20 protein-coding genes and 1 riboswitch are annotated in these 25,691 nt (G+C 65.6%); of the genes, 7 read left to right on the forward strand and 13 right to left on the reverse strand.

Translation table 11 applies throughout. The features are described from left to right. Positions 1-46: 46 nt before the first annotated feature. From CXR00_RS10135 to CXR00_RS10155, 5 genes are all read right to left on the reverse strand, one after another. Positions 47-1,285: a cobalamin-independent methionine synthase II family protein gene (locus CXR00_RS10135; RefSeq protein ID WP_104054378.1), complete on the reverse strand. Its 1,239-nt coding sequence runs from the start codon at positions 1,283-1,285 to the stop codon at positions 47-49. Between the two features lie 377 nt (positions 1,286-1,662). Then, positions 1,663-1,995 carry an Lsr2 family protein gene (locus CXR00_RS10140; protein ID WP_104054379.1) on the reverse strand — a complete coding sequence of 111 codons (333 nt, stop codon included), beginning with the start codon at positions 1,993-1,995 and terminating at the stop codon, positions 1,663-1,665. 238 nt (positions 1,996-2,233) lie between these two features. Further along, positions 2,234-3,655, reverse strand: a complete 1,422-nt coding sequence (locus tag CXR00_RS10145; protein WP_258060424.1) for an MDR family MFS transporter — start codon at positions 3,653-3,655, stop codon at positions 2,234-2,236. 203 nt (positions 3,656-3,858) lie between these two features. Next, entirely contained in the window at positions 3,859-6,351 is a 2,493-nt protein-coding gene (locus tag CXR00_RS10150) for an FtsX-like permease family protein (RefSeq protein WP_104054381.1), read from the reverse strand. A gap of 2 nt (positions 6,352-6,353) precedes the next feature. Next, positions 6,354-7,109: an ABC transporter ATP-binding protein gene (locus CXR00_RS10155; protein WP_104054382.1), complete on the reverse strand. Its 756-nt coding sequence runs from the start codon at positions 7,107-7,109 to the stop codon at positions 6,354-6,356. A 163-nt stretch (positions 7,110-7,272) separates the two neighbouring features. On the opposite strand from CXR00_RS10155, the gene CXR00_RS10160 reads away from it, so the two are divergent. The 4 genes from CXR00_RS10160 to CXR00_RS10175 all read left to right on the forward strand — a co-directional run bounded on the left by CXR00_RS10160 (position 7,273) and on the right by CXR00_RS10175 (position 11,333). Further along, positions 7,273-8,580 carry a histidine kinase gene (locus CXR00_RS10160; RefSeq protein WP_207346763.1) on the forward strand — a complete coding sequence of 436 codons (1,308 nt, stop codon included), beginning with the start codon at positions 7,273-7,275 and terminating at the stop codon, positions 8,578-8,580. Then, on the forward strand, positions 8,568-9,212 hold the full coding sequence (locus CXR00_RS10165; protein WP_104054383.1) for a response regulator transcription factor: 645 nt from the start codon (positions 8,568-8,570) through the stop codon (positions 9,210-9,212). The genes CXR00_RS10160 and CXR00_RS10165 overlap by 13 nt, the downstream gene beginning before the upstream one ends. A 212-nt stretch (positions 9,213-9,424) precedes the next feature. Then, positions 9,425-10,036: a hypothetical protein gene (locus tag CXR00_RS10170; RefSeq protein ID WP_104054384.1), complete on the forward strand. Its 612-nt coding sequence runs from the start codon at positions 9,425-9,427 to the stop codon at positions 10,034-10,036. A gap of 236 nt (positions 10,037-10,272) precedes the next feature. After that, a riboswitch (cyclic di-AMP (ydaO/yuaA leader) is annotated at positions 10,273-10,423 on the forward strand. 4 nt (positions 10,424-10,427) lie between these two features. Then, positions 10,428-11,333: a LysM peptidoglycan-binding domain-containing protein gene (locus CXR00_RS10175; protein ID WP_104054385.1), complete on the forward strand. Its 906-nt coding sequence runs from the start codon at positions 10,428-10,430 to the stop codon at positions 11,331-11,333. A 146-nt stretch (positions 11,334-11,479) separates the two neighbouring features. Here CXR00_RS10175 and CXR00_RS10180 read toward each other — a convergent pair whose 3' ends face one another. The 6 genes from CXR00_RS10180 to CXR00_RS18535 form a co-directional block, all read right to left on the reverse strand. After that, a complete protein-coding gene (locus tag CXR00_RS10180; RefSeq protein WP_104054386.1) occupies positions 11,480-11,986 on the reverse strand; it encodes a hypothetical protein in 507 nt (168 codons plus the stop codon). Between the two features lie 100 nt (positions 11,987-12,086). Next, on the reverse strand, positions 12,087-13,337 hold the full coding sequence (locus CXR00_RS10185) for a HAMP domain-containing sensor histidine kinase (RefSeq protein ID WP_146068475.1): 1,251 nt from the start codon (positions 13,335-13,337) through the stop codon (positions 12,087-12,089). Positions 13,338-13,351: 14 nt separating this feature from the next. Beyond that, complete coding sequence (locus CXR00_RS10190) at positions 13,352-14,020, reverse strand: response regulator transcription factor (protein ID WP_181032521.1); 669 nt, start codon at positions 14,018-14,020, stop codon at positions 13,352-13,354. Between the two features lie 39 nt (positions 14,021-14,059). Next, positions 14,060-15,121 (reverse strand): FUSC family protein, encoded by a 1,062-nt coding sequence (locus CXR00_RS10195; RefSeq protein WP_146068476.1) that lies wholly within the window; start codon positions 15,119-15,121, stop codon positions 14,060-14,062. Positions 15,122-15,184: 63 nt separating this feature from the next. Beyond that, positions 15,185-17,899: an ATP-dependent helicase HrpB gene (gene hrpB, locus CXR00_RS10200; protein WP_258060368.1), complete on the reverse strand. Its 2,715-nt coding sequence runs from the start codon at positions 17,897-17,899 to the stop codon at positions 15,185-15,187. Positions 17,900-17,942: 43 nt separating this feature from the next. Further along, complete coding sequence (locus CXR00_RS18535; RefSeq protein ID WP_258060369.1) at positions 17,943-19,331, reverse strand: HNH endonuclease signature motif containing protein; 1,389 nt, start codon at positions 19,329-19,331, stop codon at positions 17,943-17,945. A 587-nt stretch (positions 19,332-19,918) separates the two neighbouring features. On the opposite strand from CXR00_RS18535, the gene CXR00_RS10210 reads away from it, so the two are divergent. From CXR00_RS10210 to CXR00_RS10220, 3 genes are all read left to right on the forward strand, one after another. Further along, complete coding sequence (locus tag CXR00_RS10210; protein WP_219815998.1) at positions 19,919-20,716, forward strand: DUF4334 domain-containing protein; 798 nt, start codon at positions 19,919-19,921, stop codon at positions 20,714-20,716. A gap of 62 nt (positions 20,717-20,778) precedes the next feature. Then, the gene (locus tag CXR00_RS10215) at positions 20,779-21,621 is read left to right on the forward strand and encodes a putative protein N(5)-glutamine methyltransferase (protein WP_258060370.1); all 843 of its coding nucleotides are present in this window, start codon (positions 20,779-20,781) and stop codon (positions 21,619-21,621) included. 39 nt (positions 21,622-21,660) lie between these two features. Continuing rightward, positions 21,661-21,927, forward strand: a complete 267-nt coding sequence (locus tag CXR00_RS10220) for a hypothetical protein (protein ID WP_104054391.1) — start codon at positions 21,661-21,663, stop codon at positions 21,925-21,927. A gap of 6 nt (positions 21,928-21,933) precedes the next feature. Here the strand turns inward: CXR00_RS10220 and CXR00_RS18540 are convergent, their stop codons facing one another. Together CXR00_RS18540 and CXR00_RS10230 are read right to left on the reverse strand one after the other, a co-directional pair. Beyond that, positions 21,934-24,381: an alpha/beta fold hydrolase gene (locus CXR00_RS18540; protein ID WP_104054392.1), complete on the reverse strand. Its 2,448-nt coding sequence runs from the start codon at positions 24,379-24,381 to the stop codon at positions 21,934-21,936. Between the two features lie 115 nt (positions 24,382-24,496). After that, complete coding sequence (locus CXR00_RS10230) at positions 24,497-25,582, reverse strand: alanine racemase (RefSeq protein ID WP_104054393.1); 1,086 nt, start codon at positions 25,580-25,582, stop codon at positions 24,497-24,499. Positions 25,583-25,691 lie beyond the last annotated feature (109 nt).

Genomic DNA, 25,691 nt, shown 5'->3' on the forward strand with positions numbered 1-25,691 from the left:
GTAACCGAGTATGTCCGCGGTGCAGGACCTCGTCAAGGGTGGCGCACTAGCTGGTGGAAGACACCCCGGCGAACAGGCGGCGTCCGGCAAGCTGCGCGCCTGCGCCCAGTGACTTGAGTTTCGCAGCGGCAATATCCGGATGGATCCGGCCGCCCAGACCGCAGTCGGTCCCGGCCATGACGTTCTCCCGGCCCACGAGCCCGGCAAAGCGTTCAATGCGCTGGGCTACCAGTTCCGGATGCTCCACCACGTTGGTGGCATGGGAAACGACGCCGGGAATCAGGACCTTGCCTTCCGGCAGCTGCCTGTCGCGCCAGATGGTCCATTCGTGCTCGTGCCGGGCATTGGCTGCTTCAAAGGAATAAGCGCCGGCGTTGATGCCCAGGACCAGGTCCACGATGGCGCTGAACTCGATGTCGGTGGTGTGCGGTCCGTGCCAGGATCCCCAGCACACATGGAATCGGATCTGCTCCTCCGGCAGCCCGCGGAGGGCATAATTCAAAGCCTCAACGCGGATTTGGGTGAACCGAAGGTAGTCTTCCACGCTTGGCTCGGGATTGATCTGGTCCCAGTTTTCGGCAATGGACGGATCATCGATCTGCACAACAAGACCGGCATCGACGATGGCCCTGTATTCCTCCCGGAGGACGTCGGCCCACGCGTAGATGAATTCTTCTTCGCTGCCGTAGTAGTCATTGCCGATGCGGCTGGCAGATCCCGGCGACAGCGCCGTAATAAATCCGGTGGGAAGATCGGCGGCTTCCAATCCTGATTTGAGGTTGTCAATGTCGCTGGCCAAGGCTGCGTGGCCGGTATAGCTGATGGGTCCGGTGGCTGTGGGAAACGAGGTGGCGTTCCTGCCCAGGTGAATTCCGCTTTCCGGATCCGAATAAGCTGCAGCGAATCGGATCCAGTCCCTCCTGTCAGCGAACGACGTCAGCCGGACGTTTCCGGGTTCACTGCGCAGCGGACCGGCAGTGATGGGATTGAACTCGGTGAGTTCCAGACCTGCGGTGCGCTGGAAGCTGTATGTCCACCACGCCCCGTAGTCCACCGCATTGGACATCGCCTTGCCGTATTCGCCGTCGCCCGGAATGGTTATGCCAAGATCCTTTTGCCGCTGCACCAGATCGATTACCGCTCCGGTAAGCAACCCGTCGAATTCGGAGGTTCGTTCCAGGGTGAACCCGTCGTCTGCGAAAGTGCGTGCGGCGTTGGCTGCAATCAGTTCCGGCGTCCGGGGCAAAGAGCCGGCGTGGGTGGTGGGAATGTGATCATGCGTCATGGGGCTTCCTTCCATCGTTCCTGCCGTTAGCACCTTTCCGGAAAGGAAGTTCCGGGGGAAGCTGCAGCGTCGCGGAGGCAGGTCTCTCAGCTGCTCTGGATGGTGTGGGTAAAGCTCTATCCACTGGCAACGCGTGGGGCGCCCCCTCCCCGGCGGGTGCCGGGTGCCGTGCGGAGGGGCTCACATCCCAGCATGCACGTGCAGGCAGCTAAATCCCAGTGGCGCGTTATATGACGCCCGGAAGCCGACATGTGGCGGAATGTTGCGCTGGATTGACGTCCGGACAGACCACGGCTGGAAGCCACAGCAATGACCTCGGATCTGAATCAATGATCCGAGGTCCCTCCGGCGCAGCCCTGCGGAACCGCCCCAAACGTTCAGCTCTGGGCAGCGTTGTACGCGTCCCTGATTTCCTGGCTGATGCGGCCGCGCGCGCTTGGTTTATAGCCGTTTGCAACAGCCCATTCACGAATCATTCGGCTGTTGTCGCTGCGCGGCGCACTGTCGCGCCGGGAGCTGCGCCCGCTGGAACCGCCCCGCAGACGGCGTCCGCTGGAGATATAAGGGCTCAGCTTTTCCCGAAGCTCAGCCGCATGCTCCGACGTCAGGTCCACTTCATACTGGGCCCCGTCCAGGCCGACTTTCACCGTTTCCTGAGCGTCTTCACCGGTAAGGTCATCAATCAACAGAACTTGAGTTTTCTGAGCCACGTGGTTTCTCTCTTTTCCGCTAATTCTGGACCACCCCTGCCAATCAGTTTAGTCAATCGGCTTCCCGGGAATAGGCTGCCGGGCACATTTTGCTTTCAGCCGGCACAAGTAATTCTTCGCGGCGGTTTCAATGCCCCGGGCGATTCGGTCAGAGTATGCGCAAAACGGATTCCGTCCCCTTGCTTTGCACAACGGCATCCGCGGCCCGGAATGCCCGGGTCCTGCACTGCGGGGGCGTTTAGTGGATGGTCACGCCGTCGGGCAGTTCATTGGTGGGCCGGCGCACAAAGAAGGACGCAGCCAGGGCTACCAGCGAGATGACCGCACCCCAGAAGAATGCGGTGTGCACACCGGCAGCAGCGGCCGGAATGCCTGCTATTCCGCCGTTGACCGCAGCCGTGGTTCCGGTGGTCATGAGGGTGATAAAGACTGCTGTGCCCGCGGCACCGGCCAGCTGCTGAAGCGTATTGATGATCGCACTGCCGTGGGAGTAGAGCGATTTGTCCAGGGAGCCCAGGGCCGAGGTGAACAGTGGCGTGAAGATGAAACCCAGGCCGGCGTTGAGCAGGCAGTGGAGCACGATTACTACGGGCACGGGGCTGGACTCGTCCAGCGTAGTCATGCCCCACAGCGCGCCGCTGAGCACCAGTGCACCGGGGATCACCAGCGGGCGGGGACCAAACTTGTCGAAAAGTCCCCCAACAATGGGGGAAAGGATCGCCATGACGGCACCGCCGGGCAGGAGCAGCAGACCGGTGTTCAAGGTGCTGAGGCCCAGGACATTCTGCAAATAGAGCGGAAGAACAATCAGGCAGCCGAACAGGGCCATCATGCTGACCAGAACCAGGACTATGGCGACGACAAAGGGCTTGCTGGCGAAGGTGCGAAGGTCCATCAGGGCACGGTCCGTGCGCTGGAGTACCAGCTGGCGGAAAACAAATCCGGCCATGGCCAGGGCCCCAATGGTCAGGGGAATCCACAGCGGCATCAGGGCCTCGCCCTGGGCGGCTTCGCCGATGCTGCTCAGGCCAAAGATCAGCCCGCCGAAGGCCAGAGTGGACAGCACGATCGAGAGCGCATCAAAGGGAACCTTCTTGGGTTCGGTCAGGTTTTGCACCTTCAGTGCACCCACCACGAGGGAGAGCACCGCGATCGGCAGAACCAGCCAGAACATCCAGCGCCAGTCCAGGGCATTGAGGATGATGCCCGAAACGGTGGGGCCAATGGCGGGGGCGACGGCGATGACGATGGAAATGGTGCCCATCATGCGTCCGCGCCGGTGGGCCGGGACGGCGTTTAGCACCGTGGTCATCAGCAGCGGCAGCATGATGGCGGTCCCGCCGGCCTGAATGATACGGCCGCAAAGCAGCGTTCCGAACCCCGGGGCCAGTGCCGCGAGCAGTGTTCCCGCGCTGAAGAGCGACATGGCGGTCATGAAGAGGCCGCGCATGGAGAACCGCTGGAGCAGGAACCCGGTGGCGGGGATGACCACGGCCATGGTCAGCATGAACCCGGTGGTTAGCCACTGGGCCGTACCGGCGGTGATATTCAGATCAGCCATCAGGCGCGGCAGTGCAACGCTCATGATGGTTTCATTCAGGATTACCACGAAGGACGAGACGAGCAGCAACCCGATCACGGTCTTGGTGCGCGGGTCCAGGGCGTCGGGTGCGGCCGGTTTACGGCTTTTCGATGCGGTGGACGACGGCGGCGCGGAAGTGGCGACGGAAGACGGGTTATTACTCAAAAGGGTGGAGTCCTGTTCACGGTGTTGGGCGTTTAAAGCGGGTCTGGCCAGGGGTGCAATCCTATGCGGGCCCCTACGGGGACCCGCAATCGGACGCAACCGGCCCCTCGGCTGGATTATTCCCGCACCTGCCGCAGTGCGGCACGTGTGGCCACGGCGATGGAGCCCAGCCCAAGTGCCGCCGTCGTCCCTGCCAGTGCGAGGAATATCCCCGGAACAATGGTGGGAACAGGCTGCCCGGAAACGTTGAAAGCGATGCCGATCAGCGGCGGCAGGGCGAGCAGGCTTCCCAGCAAAACCGCGGTTGCCACCATCAGCGCCGCCTCCACGCCGGTCATACGCCGCAGTTGCCGGTCCGTGGCCCCCAGCGCACGCAGCAGCATGAGCTCCGGGCGTCGGCGGGCGGTGGCCATGACCAAGCTGTTGACCACGGACAGACCGACATATCCCAGCAGGACCAGCAGGCCAACAACGGAAATCCAGGACTCAGAACTTCGTTCGGCAGCCCCGGCAGCACCCAGCGCGTCACGGTCCAGCATCGTCAGCCCCAGGTCTTCCATGGCGGCACTCAGCCCGCCGGTATCCGCACCGGAGTCCGCAGTGATCAGCACATAGTCGTTGAGTCCCGAGGTGGTGTGTTCCCGCAGGGTTCCGTTGTCGATGGCCAGATCACCGAATCCCAGTCCCCGCTCATAGGTTGCAACAACGACGGCGGCAGCCTCGGTACCGTCCCCATAGTGGAAGGAAAATTCTTCGCCCACCCTGGTGCCTGAGGACCGGGCCAGGTCTTCACTGAGCGCTACGGTGCCGGGCTCTGCCAACCGTTCCAGTGAACCCTCACGGGTGCCCAGATCCAGCGTTGAAAACAGGTCCTGTTCGCCCAGCCCGGAGATCATGTACGCCTCCACGGTGTCTTCCATCCCCAGGAAGGTGGTTTGCGCGAGAACCGCGGACCTGGCTACGGGCGTTGCGGCCTGCACACCCGGCACTGCCGCAATCCGTGCGGCAAGATCCGCGGAGATACCGGCGGGTGCCGAGACCAGATAATCGGCCGTGATTGAATCACGGGACTGCTGCGCCGCTTCGGCCTCCACCGTGGGCGCCATGAATAACTGGACAGACCCCAGGGCCACCGCCAGAGCCAGCGGAACCATGCCGGCTGCCAGCCTCCGGGGAAAAGCAGCAGTATTGGCCTCGGCCAGCACCATGGAAGCGGACGGGCTGCGCCGCAGCAGCGGCCGTACCGCTTGGAGGACACCAGCCACAATCCGGGGGCCCAGGACTCCCGCCGCGATGATCAGCAGCAAGGCGCTTCCCGCGGCCGCCGTCAGGCCTGCCAGTCCGGGAACGGCCAGCGGCGTGAGTGCTGCAACCAGACCGGCGCCCAGCAGGACCAGTCCGGTAATGGTCCGCCGCCGCCCCAGTGCCTGGTTTTCGGTGACAGCTTCACGCAGGGCCGTGGTCGGTGTCGTCCGTACGGCTCCGCGGGCAGCCGCGAGCGAGGCTCCGGCAGCGGCAGCGACGCTCAACGCCATGGCCGCGAGCGCCGGGAGCGGACTGTAGGCCAGGGCAAAGCCTGCGGGAATAATTCCGCCGGTTGTAAATTGCCGTGCCAGCAGCTGTGCAAGCCAGAATCCGGGCAGTGTGCCCAGGAGCGCGGCGACTCCCGCGACGAGCAACACTTCACGCAGAATCAGCCCCAGGGTCTGTCGGGTTCCGGCGCCGACTGCACGCAGGAGCGCGAACTCCCGGCGGCGCGACATGATGGACAGGGACAGGGTTCCCGCCGTGACAAAGACAGCTGTCATGACCGCCGTCCCGGCCAGGGACGCGCTGAGCAGCAGCAACATGGACCGGCCGGCGGCACCGCCTAAGGCCTCCGCATCTCCGCGGCGCTCTCCGGTGTAGGCGACGACGCCGTCCACTTCCGTTTCGATGGCGGCTGCCAGTTCCCGGGGGTCAGCGCCGGGTTCCGCGATCACTCCAACTGTGGTGACGGCATTCCCGTGCGGCCACAGGGCTTCCGCGCCGGAGGAACTGAGGAAAGCTGCGGGTTCGCCGGACACGGCGCCCTTGCTCCCGGAACTCCCACCAGCTGCGACGGTACCGGTCACGGTGTACTGAGCGGACTCTCCCCCGTGGGACAGTTCAATGCTGGACCCCGGTCCTGTCCCAAAGGAGCCGTCCAGCACTACCTCGTCCGCTGCCTGCGGAGCCCGGCCGGACACCAGCGTGTAGGGTGCCAGCGCCGCCGAATCCCACGCGGCTGCCTCAATACGCTGCCCGCCGCCGGTAGCCAGCGGGATGCTAACGTTCCCTACCGCCCGCTCCACCCCGGGCACCGAAGCAATTTCGGCCACCTTGTCTTTGGGAAGCAGTACGCGCTCGGGAAAGGGCACGGCAATATCCTCAGGCACGGGCATGGACTGCGGAGCTCCGATGACAACGTCGGCACCGGCCAGGCGCTGCGGAGCGGTACCGCCGCGCAGTCCCGATTCGATGAGGACCCCCATGCCGGTCATCAGCCCCGCGCACAGGAACACGGCAACAAAGACACCGGCAAAACCGCCGCGGTTGTGCCGGATGGATGACAGAGCAAGTGCAAACATGTTCACCGCTCCCCCAGGTAGGCCACACGCTCGGTGATGTCCCGGACGCTGGCATTGGCCATACTGCCGTCCAGCTGCCCGTCGGCGAGGAAAAGGACGTTGTCCGCCGAACAGGCCGCCGCCGGATCATGGGTCACCATGACCACGGTTTGGCCAAGATCGGTCACAGTGTGCCGCAGCAGGTCCAGGACCTGGCGGGCGGCGGCGGAATCCAGGGCACCGGTGGGCTCGTCCGCGAAGACGGCCTCCGGGCGTGTGATCAGGGCCCGCGCGATTGCTGCCCTCTGCTGCTGTCCGCCGGACAGTTCCTGCGGCTTCCGCTCATCGAGCCCGGCCAGTCCCACAGCTTCCAGAACGTACTTGAGCCAATCCCGTTCCACGCTGCGCCCGCCCAGCAGCAGCGGCAGGGTCACGTTGCGGACGACGGAAAGCTGGGGCAGCAGGTTGTAGGACTGGAACACAAACCCGACGTGGTCGCGGCGGAAAGCCGGCAAGGCCCTCCTGCGCAGGCGGGACATGTCAGTGGATCCCAGCAGCACCCGTCCGCTGTCCGGGGTGTCCAGTCCGGCGGCGCACTGCAGCAGCGTGCTCTTGCCGGAACCGGAGGGTCCCATGACGGCGGTAAAGGTTCCGGCCGGCACCGACAGGGAGACCTCACGCAGGGCCGGAACGCGGGCGTTTCCGGTGCGGTAGCTCTTGGACACTCTCTCCAGCCGCAGAGCAACCGGTCCGGGGACTTCACTGGCATCGGTGTACATGGGAATGATCCTTCGTTCGGGGTCCAGCGGCCGGTTGCCGCTGCGTTTTCGCTGTCTACGACGCTACGGAGAAGGTGTTCCCGGTCCGATACAGCCAGCACCCCAATCGGAGGTATAGCTGGCTATACCCCCGCTGGAACCGGAGCAGGGCATAATCGAGCAGGTGAAGCTTCCTGCCCGTGCCAGCCTGGAGACCCGTCTGAGCGCCGTTCGTTTCCTCCTGCGTGAGGCGATGTCCTGGCCCGCTTCACTGGGAGTCCTTGTAGCCGCCGTCGTCCTGCTTCCGTTCCTGCCCCTGGGCGTGGGCTTGTATCCCGTTCCCCGCCTTTTGGCAGCCCTGAACCTGCTGGCGTCCCGGGCGCAGGCCCGTGCGGCCGCCTACAGCTGTGCCGTCGTGCCCTTTGACCGCCGCCGGCTGGAGGACAGATACACCTTCGGGGAGCTGGCGGTGCTGGTGAGTGCGCCCGAAACGAAGCGCGACGTGTCCTGGCTGTTGTTCCACGGGGCTTTCGCCCTGCTGTCCGGCTGCCTGGCCGTGGCGCTGCCGCTGGCCGCGGTGCTCTACGTATTCGCGGCGCCGTTATGGGTGCTGTTTCCCCCGGCGACGCCGCTTGAGCTGGCCTTTCCGGTGACCAGCTGGCCTGCGGCAGGAGCCACCGTCCTGCTGGGCCTGATCTACGGATATGCAGCGTGGCTGCTGCCTCCGTGGCTGGCGCGGCGGCTCAGCGGCGGGACGCTGGCCATTCTTTCGCCCCGCCGGTATGACGAGCTCTCCCGCAGGATCCAGGATCTCTCCGCTGCCCGCGCCAGCGCTCTGACCGCCCATGCCGCTGAGTTGCGCCGAATCGAAAGGGAACTGCACGACGGCGCCCAGAACCGGCTGGTGGGCGTGGTGATGATGCTCGGGCTGGCCCAGCGCGCAGCGGAGAGCGATCCCGCCGCCGCAGCGCCGTTCATCAGCCGCGCCCAGGACGCCGCCACCGAGGCACTGGCCGGCCTGCGCGAGGCCGTGCACGATATCTACCCGCCCATCCTTGATGAGCTGGGCCTGGGCGGAGCTGCTTCAGCACTGACCAGCCGCTCTCCCATTCCGTGTTCCCTGGACGTGCACGGCCTGCTGCGCGCTCCTGCGGCTGTGGAATCAGCTGCTTACTTTGTGCTGGCCGAGGCGCTAACCAATGCGGCGAAGCATTCGAATGCGTCGCGAATCGACGTGGTCCTGCGCACGGAGGCCATACCGCGCGAAGATGTACTGGTGATCCGGGTGAGCGACGACGGCGACGGCGGGGCTGCAGTTCCGGCGTATGGTGCAGTGCCCGGCGCCAGCACCGGTCCCGGCCCCGGGGCCGGCAGGGGCACCGGGCTGGCGGGAATTGCCCGCCGGGCCTCCGCTTTTGGCGGCAAGCTGATCCTCAACAGTCCGCAGGGCGGACCAACCGAGCTAAGGGTGGAACTGCCATGCGCCTTCTGATCGCCGAAGATGATGCCCTTCTGCGCGCCGGACTGGAGCTGTTGCTGAAGGGCGAGGGTTTCGAGGTGGTCGGCTCGGCCGACAACGCTGAGGACCTGCTCGCTGCCTTTGAGCCGGGGAGCGCGGACGGGGCGGTCCTCGATGTCCGGATGCCGCCGTCGTTCACTAATGAGGGGCTGCGCGCCGCGCTGGAGATGCGTTCGCGGGTACCGGACTTTCCGGTCCTGGTCCTGTCCTCCTATGTGGAGGACAGATATGCTAGCCGGCTCCTGGCCTCCGGTGCGCAGGGCGTGGGCTACCTGCTGAAGGAACGTGTGGGCAAGGTGGGCGATTTCGTGGACGGCCTGAGGCGTGTCCTGGCCGGCGGAACGGTGATGGACCCGGAAGTCATTGCCCAGCTCTTCAGCCGCCGCGGCACGCAGGACCCGGTGAGGTCGCTGACTCCGCGGGAGTTCCAAGTGCTGGGGCTGGTGGCCGAAGGACTCGGCAACACTGCCATTGCCCAGGCCATTTCCGTTTCCGAAACCGCCGTCAGCAAGCACATCGGCAATATCTTCGCGAAACTCGGTCTTTCTCCGTCCGACAGCGGCCACCGCCGGGTTCTGGCCACATTGGCGTACCTTCGGTCCTAATTGCCTGGGATTTACGGAAAGCATTTGCCGACCCAAGCATTTTTTCTCCTGTGCACCCCGCCTGCACTCTGGACAAACGTGTCATCGGACTGTTCCGCTGATCCTTCCCTCCAGTCCGCTGCTGCACAGCTAACAGGACAGGTAGGCTAAAGAGTGCCCCGGTCCCGGTTGATGCATACCCGGTCCGGCAAGATGACGAGGAAGAGATGAATATGCCAGAGCTTCAAGGGAACGATCCCGACAGTATTCGCCAAGAATTCGGTTACCTCACCGTCGCGGAAATCCTGCAGCTCTGTGCCACCCAGAAGATCCTGGACCCTTCATCCACACTGATTTCCCGCAAAGCACAGCTGGGCGAGGGTAATGTGTTTTATCCCGGAACCGTTATTGCCGTCGACGAACAGAGTTTCTGCGTCATTGGAGACCGGAACATCTTCTATCCGGGCACTTTCCTGTCTGCGGAGGACGGCGGAATGCTTCTGCTTGGCTCCGAAATCACCCTGGGGCCGGGCGGCGTCCAGCTCACGGCGGGCCGGTCGGATGCTGTTGCAGTGGGCGACCGCGCCCGGCTCACCCACGGTGCCGTCGTGACGGGAAGGTCAGTGCTTGGCTCCGGATCGCAGATCGTTGGCGCCGTCCGTGCAGAGTCAGTGGTGCTGGCCGACGGCGGGGACCATGCCTCGCTGCCGGCCGAGAAGCGCGGTTCAGTGCTGAAGGGTTCCGGTGTGGCCCGCGGGCTCCGGCTTGCACCCGGTGACCTGGTGCACGGATTCGGGGAGTTGACCTCCGCCACGCTCGAGCGCCAGACGGATTCACCCGCCTAACGCTCCCCTGCGGGCTGATCGCGGGGATCCGCCCGCTCGCCCTATCCCCCGGTTTCCGGGGGCTCGGCGGCCTATTGTGCCACCGACCACCCATACCACACAGCGGCGCCACTCACACGCCTGTGCGACCTTCGTTACTAAATAGTTATCTTCCCGTAATCCGCTTGTACTGTTGATGCCAAGCCGTTACCTGAAACGGCGCCCTTGACTTGTTACCTAGCTCTGCCGCTGGTCAAGGTCCACAGATTTCACACTTCGGCAGAGGCGGGGGAACCACTTACGGGTTCCTTGAATCCTTGGGGTTAAGTCAGCCGAGGTTTCTTCGGCGGACCGGATGACTCCCATCCGCATCCGACAGCTCACCTCGCAGGTATCGGGAGAGGTAACTCTAATGTTGAACAATACTCGTGGACGCCACCGTGCCGGAAATATCGGACTGTTGGCCGCAATCGCAAACACCGCAAGCAGCAAGGCCCGCACCGTGGGCAGCGCCGCTGCAGTCATGGCGGCAGGCTCCGGCCTGGTGCTGAGCATGGCCGGCCCCGCCTCGGCAGGCGTCATCGCCAACGACTCAACCGAGTCTTACAGCGCTCCTGCGGCTGTCGCCGCACCCGTGGAAACTCCGGCACCCGCCGCAGTCTCCACCGCGTCAACTCACGTTGTCCAGTCGGGCGACACCCTGAGTGCAATTTCAGCCACCTACGGCGTCAGCCTGGACAACGTCCTGGCCCTGAACGGCCTTTCGCTGGAATCCATCATCTACCCCGGTGACGTCATCACGTATGCCGGAGGCGCTGTTGCTGAGGTAGCTGAAGCTGCCTACGCCGCACCCGCCGAAGCTGCCTACGCCGCACCGGCTGAGGCCGCCTACACCGCACCGGCTGAAGCCAGCCCGGCCGCAGCCGACTTCAGCACCTTCAGCACCCCGGCGTCCTCCGTGACCCCGGCTGCTTCCACGGGTGCAGCTGTCACCGGCACGAACTCCATCATGCTGAACTCCGCCTACGCCCAGATGGGCGCCGCCCAGGACTGCACCGTCCTGGTGGAGGTTGCCCTCCGGGCAGCCGGCCACTCGGTGGGCGACCTGGCACCGGCACAGCTGGCTGCTTACGGAACCCCGGTTTCTGACCCCCAGCCCGGCGACATCATCTACTACGCCGACGGCGGCATGGGCCTTGCCCACATCGCCATCTACGTTGGTGACGGCCAGGCCATCCACAGCGGATGGAACGGCAACCAGACTGTCCAGCAGAGCGCCAACGTCGGTTCCGGCGCTGTCTACTACCGCGTAGCGTAATCACGCAGCAGTAGCTCCTAATGGGGCGCAGGAAGCGAACGGACCTGCGCCTCGATAAAGGTAAGAGAACGCCCGGCCAAGTGGCCGGGCGTTCTCTTTTTGGTTAGGGCACGCACCCGGTTGGGGTGCGCCGGTGGACTGAAAAGTCAGGCCGCGGGCTCGTTCTCAGTGTTTTCGTTTTCATCGTTCCCACCGTCTTCATGGTGGTCACCATCGCTGTGTCGGTCCCTGGCCGGGCGGTCTTCATCCGGGGTGCCATCGTCGAACTTGCCATCGTGATGGCGCCCGGCGTGCCCGCGTTCCGGTGCATCCTCTGTGGTGCCGTCGTCGGTGGTTCCGTCGTCGGTGCCTTCCTCGACACCCTTCTTGTCTCCGTTCCCCGGCTCCTGTCCGTCGCCCTGGGCTTCACTGTCGTCGCCACGCATCTTGTGGTCACCGTCAGGCATACCCTTTTCCGGCTTGGAATCAGAGTCTTGGTCCGTGTCCGGGTCCTGCTGGTTTTCCTGCTGTTCGGTCACTGACGCCTGTTCCTGGTCAACGCTGTTGTCACCAGTGGCCAGTCCGGCAAAGAAGGCACCAGCCAGCAGTGCCAGACCTCCCACGACACCAAGAATCCAGCCGAGCGGGCCCCTGACCTTGTCCCGGAAAGCCATTGTGTTTACTCACCTCCAATAGTGGTTTACCTACACAACTATTTTCGGAGCTGATTCTTCGAGGATTCTTAGACTTCCACGGCTCTCGGGTTTCTGCTGCTCAGAACGGGGAATGCTCCCGGGCTGCCGGAAGCCGCACTTCCAGCACACCTCCGGACCCATTCACCGCCGGCAGGGCCCGGACGCTGCCGCCGTACCGTGCCGCAATTTCCGCCACGAGGGCCAGTCCCAGACCGTAATGCCGTGGTCCCGGCGCTTCTTCTGCCCTGTCGCGGGCCGAGGCAAACCGTTCGAAGGCGTGCCGGCTGAAACCGGGCGGAAAGCCAGGTCCGTCGTCGGACACACGAATGACCGCTTCTCCGCCGCTTTTTCGAACCGAGAACCGCACCCGTGAACGGGCATAGTCCAAGGCGTTGGCGCCGAGCGCAGTGAACACCCGCTGCAGCGCGAACTGTCCGCCGCGCACCAGCACCTGCGGCTCGGGGGCTTCAAGTTCCAGAGTCAATCCCCGCCGATGAGCCGCGGGTTCCAGGGAGTTGACGGTGGAGCCGGCCAGCGACACCAGGTTTACCTCCTCCAACGGTCCCGATTGGCGGGGATCAGCAGACATCAGCAAATCTTCGAGGATTCCGTTAAGCACCTTGGTGTCATCCACCACCTCGTCGGCAGCGTGGACGGCTTCCTCGATGGACTTCGGCGCATCCGTTTCCGCAGCCAGCCGACGGCGCAGCATCTGTGCGCGCATGCTCAGGAGTGTGAGCGGTGTCCTCAATTCATGGCTGGCATCGGCGACAAAGCGCCGCTGCAGGGCCAGGGCTTCGGCCATCGGCCGCATGGCGGCCCGTGCCGCCCAGGCCGAAAGCGCACCGGCGGCAACCCCCGCCGCCAGGACCGACACCACCAGCGCCAGAGCCAGGCGGCGCAGCTGTTCAGTGGCCTCCCGTGTGTCGACGGCAGCCTGCACCACATCGCCGCCGCGGCGGGCAGTGAGGACTTCATAGCTGCGGTCCCCGGCGGTTACCGTGTCCCGGCGGGACTCCCCGGTTCTTGTTACTTCAGCCAGCGCCTCTTCGTCCGGCAGACCCGAGGGCATGTTGCGGGACACGGCCAACCGGCCGTCGTCGTACACGGCCAAAAAAACACCCAGCGGAGCTTCCCGCGGAGAGTCGGACTCCACAGCCGAAATGAGGGTTTGCTCCGCAGCGCTCCGGGTCTGGGCGGACACGAGTCCGTACACGAGAACGCCGGCCAAACCCAGCAGCACCACGGTCAGTGCCGTGAACTGTACCGCCAGCCGCAGCGCGGCCCGCCGCAGTTCAGTGTCCTCCAAGCTGCGCGGTTTCCCGCTCAACGGCCGCCGAACCCTCATGACCCGGCACCGAGCCGATAACCGATTCCCCGCACCGTCAGCACTGCCTGCCTGCCCAGCTTGCGCCGAAGGTAATGCACATATGTGTCCACCACCCCGTCGTCGTCCGCTTCCGGAAAGACTGCGTTCAGCAGGTCAGCCCGCGGAAACACCTGACCGGGCCGGCGGGCCAGGTGTTCCAGCAGCGCACTCTCCCGGTCCGAGAGCACCACCACTTCCCCCTCGTCGGTGGTTACCGTGCGGCCCGCGGTGTCGAAGACTCCGCCGGGCACGGACAGCACGGGAACCCGTGCGATGTTCCGGCGCCGCAGTGCCCGAAGGCGGGCCAGCAGCTCGTCAATGTCAAAGGGTTTCGCCAGGTAGTCTTCGGCTCCGCGGTCCAGCCCCTCGACGCGGTCCGCGGGGTTGCCCAGGGCGGACAGGACCAGGGCCGGTGTCAGGATCCCGCGGCTGCGGAGCCGCGACAGCACATCCAGTCCCTCGATGGCGGGCAGCCCGCGGTCCAGGAGCAGAACGTCGAAGGGGTGGGTCAGGCCCTCGTGGAGTGCGCGCTGCCCGTCAAAAGCCAGGGTCACGGCGTAGCCCTCCGATTCCAGGAGGTCCGCCAGCATCCGGGACAGCTGCCGGTCATCTTCCACGACGAGAATCCGGGGTCGGTCCGTCATGCCGAAAGTCTATTGGCCGGGCGCCCGGCGGGCCCGGGGTCAGCTCGGGTTTGGGTACCCGTGGCCCTCGATTGCTGCAGAATCGTTCGCTGTGGAGGGCGCCTGCGTTCCCTTTTGGCGCGTGGTGAGCAGGACGACGACGACGGCGACCACCGCGCCGATGGTGGTTTCCACCGCCCGGTCAATGGTCAGTTCCCAGACCGGCTGAGTGGACACAAAGCCGCCCATCAGCAGGGCCACAGGGGTCAGGAACACCATGGCCAGCGCATAGTGCCGGATCACGTAGATCTCACCGGCAAACTGCAGCAGGGTCAGCAGGACGGCCAGCTGCACCGGGGTCCAGTCCGGCTGGAGCAGCAGTGCCGAGAGCAGCACTCCGGCGTAGGTTCCCAGGATGAAATGTGCCGCCCGCAGCGGAGCACGTGCCGCGTTCACGGCAGCAATCGGGGCGCACGCCGCCAGCATCGCCCAGTAGCTGTGTCCGGGTCCAACCAGTACGGCAAGGGAACCGGCCGCCGCCACAGCGGTGACGTATCTGCCCGAATGCTGCAGGATCGCCCGCCAATCCGGCGGCGGCACGGACGGTCGGTGCAGGAGCGGGCTGTGGCGGCGCGCGTGGGCCCGGCCGGCGATGCCCAGGACCACTGCCGTCGCCGCGCCGCCTCCCGCGGCCAGGGCAGCTTCACTTACGGCTCCCGTAAAGGGGGCAGCGGCAGTTGCGGTGAAAGCAAAAATATAAGTGAACGGCCCGGCGGGCCGGACCCGCAGATAGTCGGCGGCAACGGAAATGATGCCGGCGATGACTGTCGCGGCCGCAACGACTTCCCAGTCGCCTCGTCCGGCCAGGGACATCCAGACGCCTGCGACCACGGTCAGGATCATGAGTACCCCGGACTGTGATTGATGCCGGAGCCGGCGCCAGTGGGGTTCACTGCGGCCAAAGACTCCGGTCAGCGAACCGAAGATGGCGCACATGGTCAGGTCCGTGCGGCCGAGCAGAATCAGTACCAGCAACGGAACCAGAAGGCCAGCGGCTACCCGAACTGCCGGAAATCGGTGGCCACGGCCTGCCGGGACCGCCAGGAAATCTCGAATTGCCACCCAACCAGCCTATGAGCGGACTCGACCGCAGCCGCGGAGTCACCCACGTGATACCCGTCGCAGCTACATCCTTGCCTTCGTTTTTGCCGTGGCCTTCGCCGACCAGGGATCCTCGGGCCAGGGATGTTTGGGATATCTGCCGCGCATCTGCGCCCGGACCTGCTGATAAGGCCCGGCCCAGAATGAGGCCAGGTCATCCGTTACGGCAAGGGGCTGGCGTGCCGGTGAGAGCAGGTGGAACAGCACCGGCACCCTGCCATTCACCAGCCGCGGGGTTTCTGCCCAGCCGAAGCACTCCTGCAGTTTGACTGCCACCACCGGGCGGCCGTCGTCGTCGGGGTCCGGATAAGTGATCCGCACATGGGAGCCGCTGGGAACGGCGAGCCGCTCCGGTGCAAGCTCGGCCAACTGTGAGGCCTCGGGCCAGGGCAGCAGCCGGCGCAGCGGCTCGGTGAGATCGATGCCGTTCACGGAGGCACCGGCGGCCAGGGCGTTCAGTTCCGGTGCCAGCCAGTCCTCCAGCCTGGCCAGCAGCGCCGGCTCCGAAACATCCGGCCACGGCTCCCCCAGCTCCCGGCGGATCAGGGCCATGCGGCGGCGGAGGGAATCCGCGGCGGGAGAAAACCCGATGACTCCGAGGCCCTCCGATGCCAGGGCACGTGCCACTGCCGGTTTCCCTTCCTCGGCCGACGGGCGGACGGGCGTTGAGGACAACACGATCGCTCCCAGCCTGCGTTCCCGCCGCGCCGTGACGCGGCCGGACACAAAGCGTGCCTCCACCGTGTCCGTGAGCAGATGCCGTGCCGCGGAGGCAGCAGCTTCCTCGCTCAACGGAGCGGCGGAACGGATCACGGCTCCCGTTCCCGCCGCATCCCGGCCTTGGGCGCGGGTCACTTCGGCAACTGCCAGCCATTCATGGCCTGTCAGCGGGCTTCCGGCCGGCAAGCCGGCACGTGTCCCGGAGGAGAGCAGATAGCGCTCAGGTCCTTCTCCGGGCACCCGGCGGGCGATGCGGTCCGGAAACGCGAGCCCGATCACGAAGCCAACGGCGTCGGTGGCTGCCACATCAAGAGATTCTTCACGGCGCGCTGCTTCTTCACGCCGGGCGTCACGCCGGGCGATGGACTCCATGCGCCGCACATCCTCCGACCAGCGTCTCTCCCCGGGGTCCCGTCCCGAGCGCAGGGCGGTGAGAAGGCGCGTGAGGTCGGCGCCCGGAGCGCGGTGGTCTCCGGAAACCAGGGCCACGGTCTCTGCCGCCGTGCGAACGCCAACAACACCGGATCCGTCCAGCAGGGCCCGCGCCAAGCGGGGATCGGCTGGTATTCCTGCCAGTGTTTTACCCATCGGGGTGACGGCGCCGGAGGTTTCCACGGCACCAAGATCCCGCAGCACGGTTTGAGCATCTTCCATGGCCCTATGCGGCGGTGCATCCGGCAGCGCCAATCCTTCACCGCCCGGCGCGCCCCAGCAGGCCAGGACCAGAGCTGCAGCCGTCAGGTCTGCAACGGAGATCTCAGGTGTCTGGTGTGCCGGTGCGGCTCCGAAGGTTCGTTCGTCATAGCACCGGACAACGCGTCCCGGTCCCTGGCGGGCGGCACGTCCGGCGCGCTGTTCAGCGGATGCCCGGGAGCAGGAAACGGTCACCAATCCCGACATGCCGCGTGCCGCGTCCCGGCGCGGTTCCCGTGCCAATCCGGAATCGATGACCAGACGGACCCCAGGGACTGTTAGGGAGGATTCAGCCAGGCTGGTGGAGACGATGATTCGCGGCTTGCCGCCGGCTGACCTCCCCGAGACGGCCCGATCCTGTTCCCGCGGGTCGATCTGCCCGTGCAGCTCCAGCACCTCGGTTCCGGCTCCGGCGCTACTGCGGATGCGTGCGGCCACATGGGAGACTTCCCAGGCGCCAGGTACGAAGACGAGGGCATCGGCCTCTGGATTTCCGGCCAGCAGTTCGCTGTGTGCAGCGGCCGCCGTATCCGCCACGTGATGGAGGAAACTACGGGTCACCCCGTGCTCGTCCAGACGCAGGGACGGTGCCGGCGCCCACCGAACGTCCAGCGGATACAGTGCCGAGGCGCAGCCGACGACGGGAACCGGGCCGGCCCCGTCTCTCTCACTTCCATCCCCGCTGCCAATCAGCGCAGCAAAGCGGGGTGCATCCAAGGTCGCCGACATGGCGACCAGAGTCAGGTCATCGCGCAGTTGCCGGACTTCGGTGAGCATGCCCAGCAACAGGTCTGTTTCCAACCCGCGCTCGTGCACTTCATCAAGGACGACGGCGGATGTTCCTTCCAGCCCCGGGTCAGCCAGCAGCCGGCGCAGCAGGATGCCGGGGGTCACGAACTCGATGATGGTTTCCGGGCTGGTGTGGCTTTCTCCCCGCACTGTGTAACCGATCCGGGCACCAACACGGCTGTTGTCCAAAGCAGCGAGCCGGCGCGCGGCCGAACGCGCCGCCACCCGGCGCGGCTGTGTTACGACAATCCGCTGAGGCCTTTCGGCGGTGAGCGCCGGAGCGGTGCGCCCTTCGCCGGCGCTCTCCTGCGAGACCAGCAGATTGGCGAGCAACGGAGGAACCAATGTGGTCTTGCCGGTTCCCGGCGGGGCCTGCACCACGGCGGCGTTCTTCCCGGTCGCGGGGTCCAGGGCCGCCGCCAGATCCGGGAGCGCCTCGGCAAAGACCAGCCCCGCGCCGATGCGCTCCAGGTTGAAGGGAGCCTTGGTCAGAACGTTTGAACGGTCCGGATTGCCGGTTGAATGCTGTGTGCTCACCGGTCCATTCTCCCGTGTCCGGACCTGTCTTCTGCCAACACCTTTACTCCAGAGCCGGCGGAGAAGGAGCAATGGACCGATAGACATGCCCCGTAGGCGTAGTGGTCACAACCGTGTGCCTGCCGTCCGGAGTGTGGTCCGCGATGTCCTGCGCGGTTCGGGCGGTCCAGCCGGGTGCTTCCTTGGCCTGGTTGCAGGCCTCACACAAACCCTGAACATTCTCCGCCGACGTCAAGCCACCCTCACGAACCGGCACAACATGGTCATAATGCCGGATCGGAGCACCACACCACGGCATCCGGCACACCCGGTCCCTAGCTGCGATAAACCGTGCCAACCCCTTCGGCACCAACCGTGCCTTCGAGTCCATCGCCACCAACCGCCCCGACCCGGGAACCGCATACAACCGCCGCAGCCACACCTCAGTCCGCGGATCAGGCCGCACCCGCGGCCTGCCCCACCCCGACAATGTTCCTTCAGCACCATGAAGGTCAACCGCGGCGGATGATGATCCGGAACCCGACCCAGTGTCCGGCCCGCTGCCGCGGATCAGGTCCCGCGCCCACTGCGCCGGCACCACCCCGTACCCCGCCAACACCGCCGGCTCCGAACCATCAGGAACACCGGCATCAGGAGCACCGGCATCCAGGACAACGGCATCCATGACACCTGCGGGCAGCACCCCGGCCAGCAACGCCCGGTCCGTCATGATCAGCTGCACTTCCACCCGCACATCCTCCGCCCGCGCCTGCCCCGTGACCCGCTCCACCAACGTATCGGCCATAATCTGACCCCGGCCCCGGCAATCCCCGGCAGCACGCAACCGGTCAGCTTCCCGCGACAACGCCGCGAACACCCCCACCCCCTGGGCCACCGGCAACAACCCCGTCAAATACGTCATCGTGTCCGGCGCCGGACGACACGACACATACCGGCCCTCAACCGCCTTCGCCGCTCGGTTCACCACCGACTGCGGATCCAACCCGTACGCCACCGACCTCACCCGGGCTACCAGCGCCCGATCACCCAGGGCCCCCAACCCCGCCAGGTCTCCGGCCACCACCGCATCCACCCGGCCCCGGTCCTGCCGGGACAGGCACGCCGTCTCCCGCACCAACAGCGTCGCCCGCCACTCACTGAGCACCCCCACACTCAACGCCTGCAAAGTGCACGGCATCTCCGCGGTCAGGATCTTGGCCAAGCCCAGCAACCGGTTGCCCCGGTGCGGGGACTCCCGGCGGGCCAACCCCACCTGCGCGCCCACACCCCGGCCCAACTGCTCCGCCGCCAGCCCCGCCCGGACCTGGGCACGGCGGGTCGAGGCATCAAACGCCGCCGCAGCCCGAGCCTGCGCCGCTGCAGCCGCGGACTTTAGCTCCTCCAGCAACCGAATCTCATCAATCAACCGGGCACGCTCAGCAGCCTCCAGCACCTCCACCGACGCTGACTCAACAGCCGGGTCAACAGCCTGCTTTCCGCCGGGACCGCAGAGGCGAGCGCTGCCGTCAGAAGTCCTCCCTTCAAGGGGAGGCCGACCTGGGATGACTGCGGTTTTCAATCTGGAGCCTCCGTGCCGTTCAGCCTTCACGAGTAGTACATATGTTCTATTTTAGCTTCTGCGCCCGGCATAATTGGAAGGCGGCCCTACTCAAGTTTCTTCGAAAAAGTACTGGTGTTCTGGCGCCCGGACTGAGTGCCGCGGGTTTCATAACGTTTGCTCAGAGGTACCTTTCACGTACATTTCACCTAACGTCGAAAACCCGTCGCATGGAAGAAGGCCCAGTGGACCACCATCGCGTTCCCATCCCCGTCCGAGTGTTTCCCGGATGGGCCGAATCTCCTGTTTGGCTCCCTGGCGGTCCCGTCGACTTCGGGGACTCACAGCTTAGTGAACAGCTCAAAGCGGACCTGGCCGCCTGGGAAAGCCGCTACTACGCCTCGATTACGGATGCGACAGCCAACGGTGACAAGACAGCACCACAGCGTAAGGACCGAACTCACGGGGAGCGGGGAAGAGCGTTGGCCGCTCAAATTGCAGCAGAGCTGGGGAGTGACTTTGTTGTGACGTTCGAGAACAGCAATGGAAAGAGCCGCACAATTCGCAGCAGTGCGCCTGCAACAAATCCTGCGGCCGCGCGAGCCTTCACCTCCAGCTATGAGGACGCAAATTCCGATGCCGAAAAGCTCGAGAGTGCCGGTGGACATTGGGAAGCCTATGCACCGCTGTCCGGTGCCCGCCTCGGGAACCCCACCGGCAGCAGTCCCAACAACGATGTCACCCCAGCGCTGGCCGGACTGAACGCCCTCAGCGGCGGAACCACCTCCAGCGAAGCCCTGGCATTTTTCGATTCCCTCCCGCCGGTTTGCATCGACGAACTCACCGGCTCATGGCAGGGAGCAGAAGTGCCAACCGGCCATCCCCTCGACGGCGTTCTGGGCAGCCTCGGGTGGCAGGGAAAGAGATTCGAGGGCCCCGAGTCCGCACACCCGCTGGTCTTCAGCGGCAGGGACGGCAACCTCTTCGAGGTGAATCCGTGGTTTGTTCCGCTGCGGACAGCCCTGAAGCTCGGCCCCATCCTGCGCCGTCCGGCCGCCGGCCGCGTCATCCGCCCGTTGCTGCGCCTGCTCCGAACGACACAGCCGAAGGCCAGACTCCGTCTGATGGAATACCGCGGCGTGGTGTCAGTCACCATGATCTACGATTCCCTGCCAATCAACGATGCCTTTCGCAGAGTGGACGCGAACACGCTGCTGGGGGCAATGGACATGCCCGGACCCCATCCTCCCTTCATGTTTACGCTTGTGAGGATCAGCTAGCGGCAGCTTCACGCCCGCCTCCGTCCCTTGCCCCACGCTGCCGTAGCTGTGAAAGTATCCCTGTGCACCGGACCATTCCCGAAGAACTGCTGGCCGCACGGCTCCGAGGGGCCGGTTGTGTTTTCGCCGAGGATGAGGCCAGTCTTCTTCTCGCCGAAGCCGCAAAGCGCAGCGCCGAAACTGCCGGCTCCGAGAATCTGGAGCAGATGGTCCTGCGGCGGTGCGCCGGTTTTCCGCTTGAACAGGTGCTCGGATGGGCCGAGTTTTACGGCCTGCGGATAACGGTCTCCGCCGGCGTCTTCATCCCCCGCCGGCGGACGGAACTGCTGGCCGCTCACGCCATAGCCCTGGTCAGCGCCCTGACCAACCCGGTGCTCGTCGAGCTTTGCTGCGGCTCCGGAGCCGTCAGCCTGGCCGTCGCCTCGCGCACCGGCCATTCCCTGAAGGCCTATGCCGTCGACATCCACCCCGCAGCGATCGAATGTGCACGCATCAACCTGGCCGGCCGGGCAACCGTCCTGGCCGGTGATCTGTTCAGTGCGCTGCCGCAAACCCTGCTCCGGCGGGTCGACGTCGTCGTTGCGAATGCCCCCTATGTCCCCACTTCGAAACTGGACACCCTGCCTCCGGAAGCGCGCGACCATGAACCTGCAATTACCCACGACGGGGGCGCCGACGGCGTGACTGTTCTCCGGCGCATCATCAGCGCAGCACCGGCATGGCTGCGCCCGGGCGGATCACTGGTGGTGGAGTGCAGCAGGGAGCAGTCCGCCACCGTGGCCCAACTCATGGCGGCGCAGGACCTGCGGTCTGAAATCATCACCAGTGAGGGCCCCGAGGCAACGATCGCCGTCGGCCGCGGACCGGCAGGTACAGGGGTTGGTACGGCGCAGGCCCAGATATAGGGAAGACTGGAACCTCATCATCTCTAAAGGCGGAACCACTTGATCTCTCTTCAGCAGGACAACGACGGCTTCATTCGCATGGACCGGCACTTCCCCAAATCGGCTCCCGTCAGCATCGTTTTCACTGACGGCAGCACGGAAGTACTCACCGGCGCACAGATCAATAAGGCGTACGACGACGCCTTGGCAGATTTCCGCGCCAAGAACCACTTGGACGCCAAGGGTTTCACCCGCATCGCCAACAAGCGGGTCCTGGACAACAACAAGATCAACTTCGTTCCGGTTTCCCCCGGAATGGGCCAGTAGGAAGTCTCAGTACGCGGACTCCTCTGCCGTCCGTCCCGCCGGAAGATGCCCGATCATGAGCCGCAGCAGCTCGGGCACCACGGCGGGGTGGAAGTAGTGGCCCATGCCGGGCACCGTCACCAGGCGTGAGCCGGCAATGGCTGCAGCGGTTGCCGCTCCCCCGCTTGGATGCACAATGGGGTCCCGGTCGCCGTGGATTACCAGTGTTGGCGCCTTGATTCCGGCGAGGTCGGCCGTCCGGTCCGCAGAGGCGTTGATGGCACCGAGGTGCCGGGAACGTGCTGTTCCGTTGTCCGGATAAATGCCCCGGTCCCAGGCCAGTCCGCCGATCCTGGCCTCTTCCGCCGGGTCCGCAGGATTCACCCGCCCGGAAAGATGGCGCATCATGCCCACCCGGTCCTTGATGAACTCCTCCCGTGTCCGCGGCGGCCGGGCGGCAAACCGGCGTTTGGTTGACAGTGCCGCGGCACCGATTTTCCGGGCTCCGGTGGTGGAGATGATCGAAGTCAGGGTCAGGACCCGGTCCGGATAATGGGCCGCGACGGACTGGGCAATCATGCCGCCCATGGACATCCCCGCCAGGTGTGCCCGGTCCACCTGCAGGTGATCCAGCAGGCCGATGACGTCATCCGCCATATCCTCGATCCGGTAGGCACCGGGCACGGGCCGGGCCAGGGCCTGGTGCAGCAGGCTGGGCACGGGGGTATTCATTCGACTCGAACGCCCCGCGTCACGGTTATCCAGGCGGATCACCCGGTACCCGGCGGCTGCCAGTCCGTCCACAAATGCAGCGGGCCAGGACATCAGGTCCAGCCCGAGGCCGGCCACGAGAACCACCGGCTCACCGTCATCGGGCCCGTCAATGCGATAGCACAGCCGCACCCCCGACTCCAGATTCACGAAGCGATCTTCGTCCTGCGGACCGGGCAGGGACCCCTGCGGACCAGTGAACTGCAGGTGCTCATCAACCAGTGCGGCCTTTTGCAGGTCCCGGCGGTCGGCCAGGAAGTTCATGGTCATGAGCCAGGGCGCCTGCGTTCCCTGCCGCGGCAAGTCAGCCATGCTGCGCTGAATATACCCGGCGCCAAAGTCCAGCAGCGGCCGCGTGGGCATGCCGGCCGGGGCCACCGGTACTGCGGCAGTGTGGCCGAGGCGGTCCATGCGGGTCAGCAGCCGGGAGAACCATCGGGTCAGCAGTCCAACTTTCAGGGTCCACGACGCGTTGGTGTATCCGATGGCAAACGCCATGTTCGGGATGCCGCTGAGCATGACGCCGCGGTATGCCACGGTCTCCGCAAGGTTCACGGGCACGCCGTCCAGGCGCAGTTCCATCCCGCCCAGGATCCGCAGGGCCAACCCGGTGGCGGTCACGACGACGTCGGCTTCCACCTCTTCCCCCGACGCCAGGCGCACGCCGTGTTCGGTAAACGCGGACGTCTGCCCGGTGACCATGGTGGCGTTGCCGCTGCCCAGTGCCCTAAAGAAATCGCCGTCCGGAACCGCGCACAGCCGCTGGTCCCACGGCCGGTAGGGCGGATTCAGGTGCGTGTCCAGGTCAAAGCCCTCCGGCAGCACCTTGGCTTGGATGCCGCGGATGAGCTTTCGGGCCAGGTTGGGCCACCGCTGGCAGAAGGCCCAGATGGCCCGCTGCCGGCGGGCACTGACTTCGGCCATGATCTTTCCGGTGCGCTCGGGGCCGACGACGCCGCGCAGCCGGCGCGCGATCGGGTCCTCCGCGGGAATGGGCAGAATGTAAGTGGGAGTGCGCTGGATCATCGTCACCCGGGCACCAAGTTCTGCGAGCGCCGGCACGAGGGTCACCGCGGTGGCGCCGCTGCCGATTACTGCAATCCGTTTGCCGGACACATCAAGATCTTCCGGCCAGTGCTGCGGATGCACAATCCGCCCGGAGAACTGCTCGCGCCCGGGGATCTCGGGGGTGTACCCCTCTTCGTAGCGGTAGTATCCGGCAGCGTTGAAGATCCAACCCGCGGTCAGGTGCAGTGTTTCTCCGGTTCCCACCGGTTCGGCAGGGGCTGAGTCCGGTGCTGAATCCGGACCGGGTTCCGGAGTCCTGGTCCGCTCCACGGTGATGTTCCAGCGTGCGTCCCTGCTGGACCAATCTGCGCAGATCACCCTGTGGTGGTAGCGGATCAGGGCGTCCACTCCGTGTTCGGCGGCTGTCTCCAACAAATAAGAAAGGATGCTCGGGCCGTCCGCAATGGCCTTCTCCTCGAGCCACGGCCGAAAGTCATAGCCGAAGGTGTACAGGTCTGAATCGGAGCGGATGCCGGGGTAGCGGAAAAGGTCCCAGGTCCCGCCCGCCCGGCCGCGCGATTCCAGCAGTGCGATGGACCGGCCCGGATGGTCCTGCCGCAACCGGCAGGCAGCACCGATCCCGCTTAGTCCGGCGCCGATGATCAGCACGTCCAGATGTTCAGCTTCGGTTTCCATGAGTCCCCCGTTTTCTGCCCCTGTTGTGCGGCTCCGCTGCCGCTGCCGGCACGCCGTTGTGCCTTTGCGTCCGACACTAGCGGACCCGGGTGACGTTATCGGGTTCAGCCGAAGATCAGTTCATGCCCCGAGCATCCACGGCCCAGCTTGATGACCCTGCGAACCCGCCGGCTTCATCGAACCCACCGGCTCCACCAGCCAGCACATACTCCTCGTGCAGGTTCACGGCGTTGCAGGCGTGGTTGGGCACCACCAGCACCCTGCTGCCCAGGTCCGGCAGCGGCCCGGGCATTTCCACCGTGGCGTGATGCTCCGAAGCGGCGGTGATCCGCGCGGAAGGATGCTCCAGCAGGCGCCCGTGCCCGGTGGCCCAGACCGGACGATCAGCACCCAGCGTTTTGGTTCCGGAGTCCAGGACCACCCGCCCGGCAGGCTTTGACACCACAGTGGCCACAACAGTCAGGGCAACGTCCTCCATGGAGCAGGTACCCAGTTCCAGCTGCTGGGCATCATTGAACACATATACGCCGGGCCGGATGTCGGTCAGCATGTTCCGGGAGTAAGCGGCGGACGGGCTGGAACCGCCGCTCACCACCGGTGCCGCAACACCTGCACTTTCGAGGCCGGCCACCGCCTCGGTGACCGCCCGGCCTTCGTCGTCGGCCGCTGCACAACCGTTGCCGGGAGCGTAGCTGTGGCCGGGGAAGGTGAACACGCCCGCCACCTTCAGCCCCACACGCCCGGCATGTGCCGCAAGCTCACCCGCGTTCCCGGGCTGGCAGCCGCTGCGGTGGTGGCCGGAGTCCACCTCGATCATCACCTCAGCGGGAATGTCGAAGCGCGCCAGCTGATCAGCCGCTGCCGGAGAGTCGACGCCGATGCGCAGCAGCGTTTGGCGGGCCACCGTGCGCAGGCGCTTCGCCCGTGCCGTCGTCATCCAGAGCGGATAGGCAATGAAGATGCCCGGGGCACCGGCGGCGGCAAACACTTCCGCCTCCCCCACTGTTGCCACGGTCAGGCCCTCTGCGCCCGCGGCCAGCTGCAGTCGACCAATCTTCGCGGATTTGTGCGTCTTGGCGTGCGGCCAGAGGCCGAGCCCCCGGGTTTGAGCGGACGATGCCATGGCACGGATGTTCGCTTCCATGACGGCGGTATCCAAGCGGAGATACGGGGCATCCTGGTCCGGGTTCACTGCACTCATCTGAGCAATTCAACACCACTTGAACCGCCCGCTTCCCCTTGCCGCCCCTGCCATTGGCTTTGTGACGCTTCTACCGTGGAGAAATGGAGAACTGCATCGCTTTCGCTTC

Source organism: Arthrobacter sp. 9E16 (assembly GCF_002929435.1).
Classification (GTDB): Bacteria; Actinomycetota; Actinomycetes; order Actinomycetales; family Micrococcaceae; genus Arthrobacter_B; species Arthrobacter_B sunyaminii.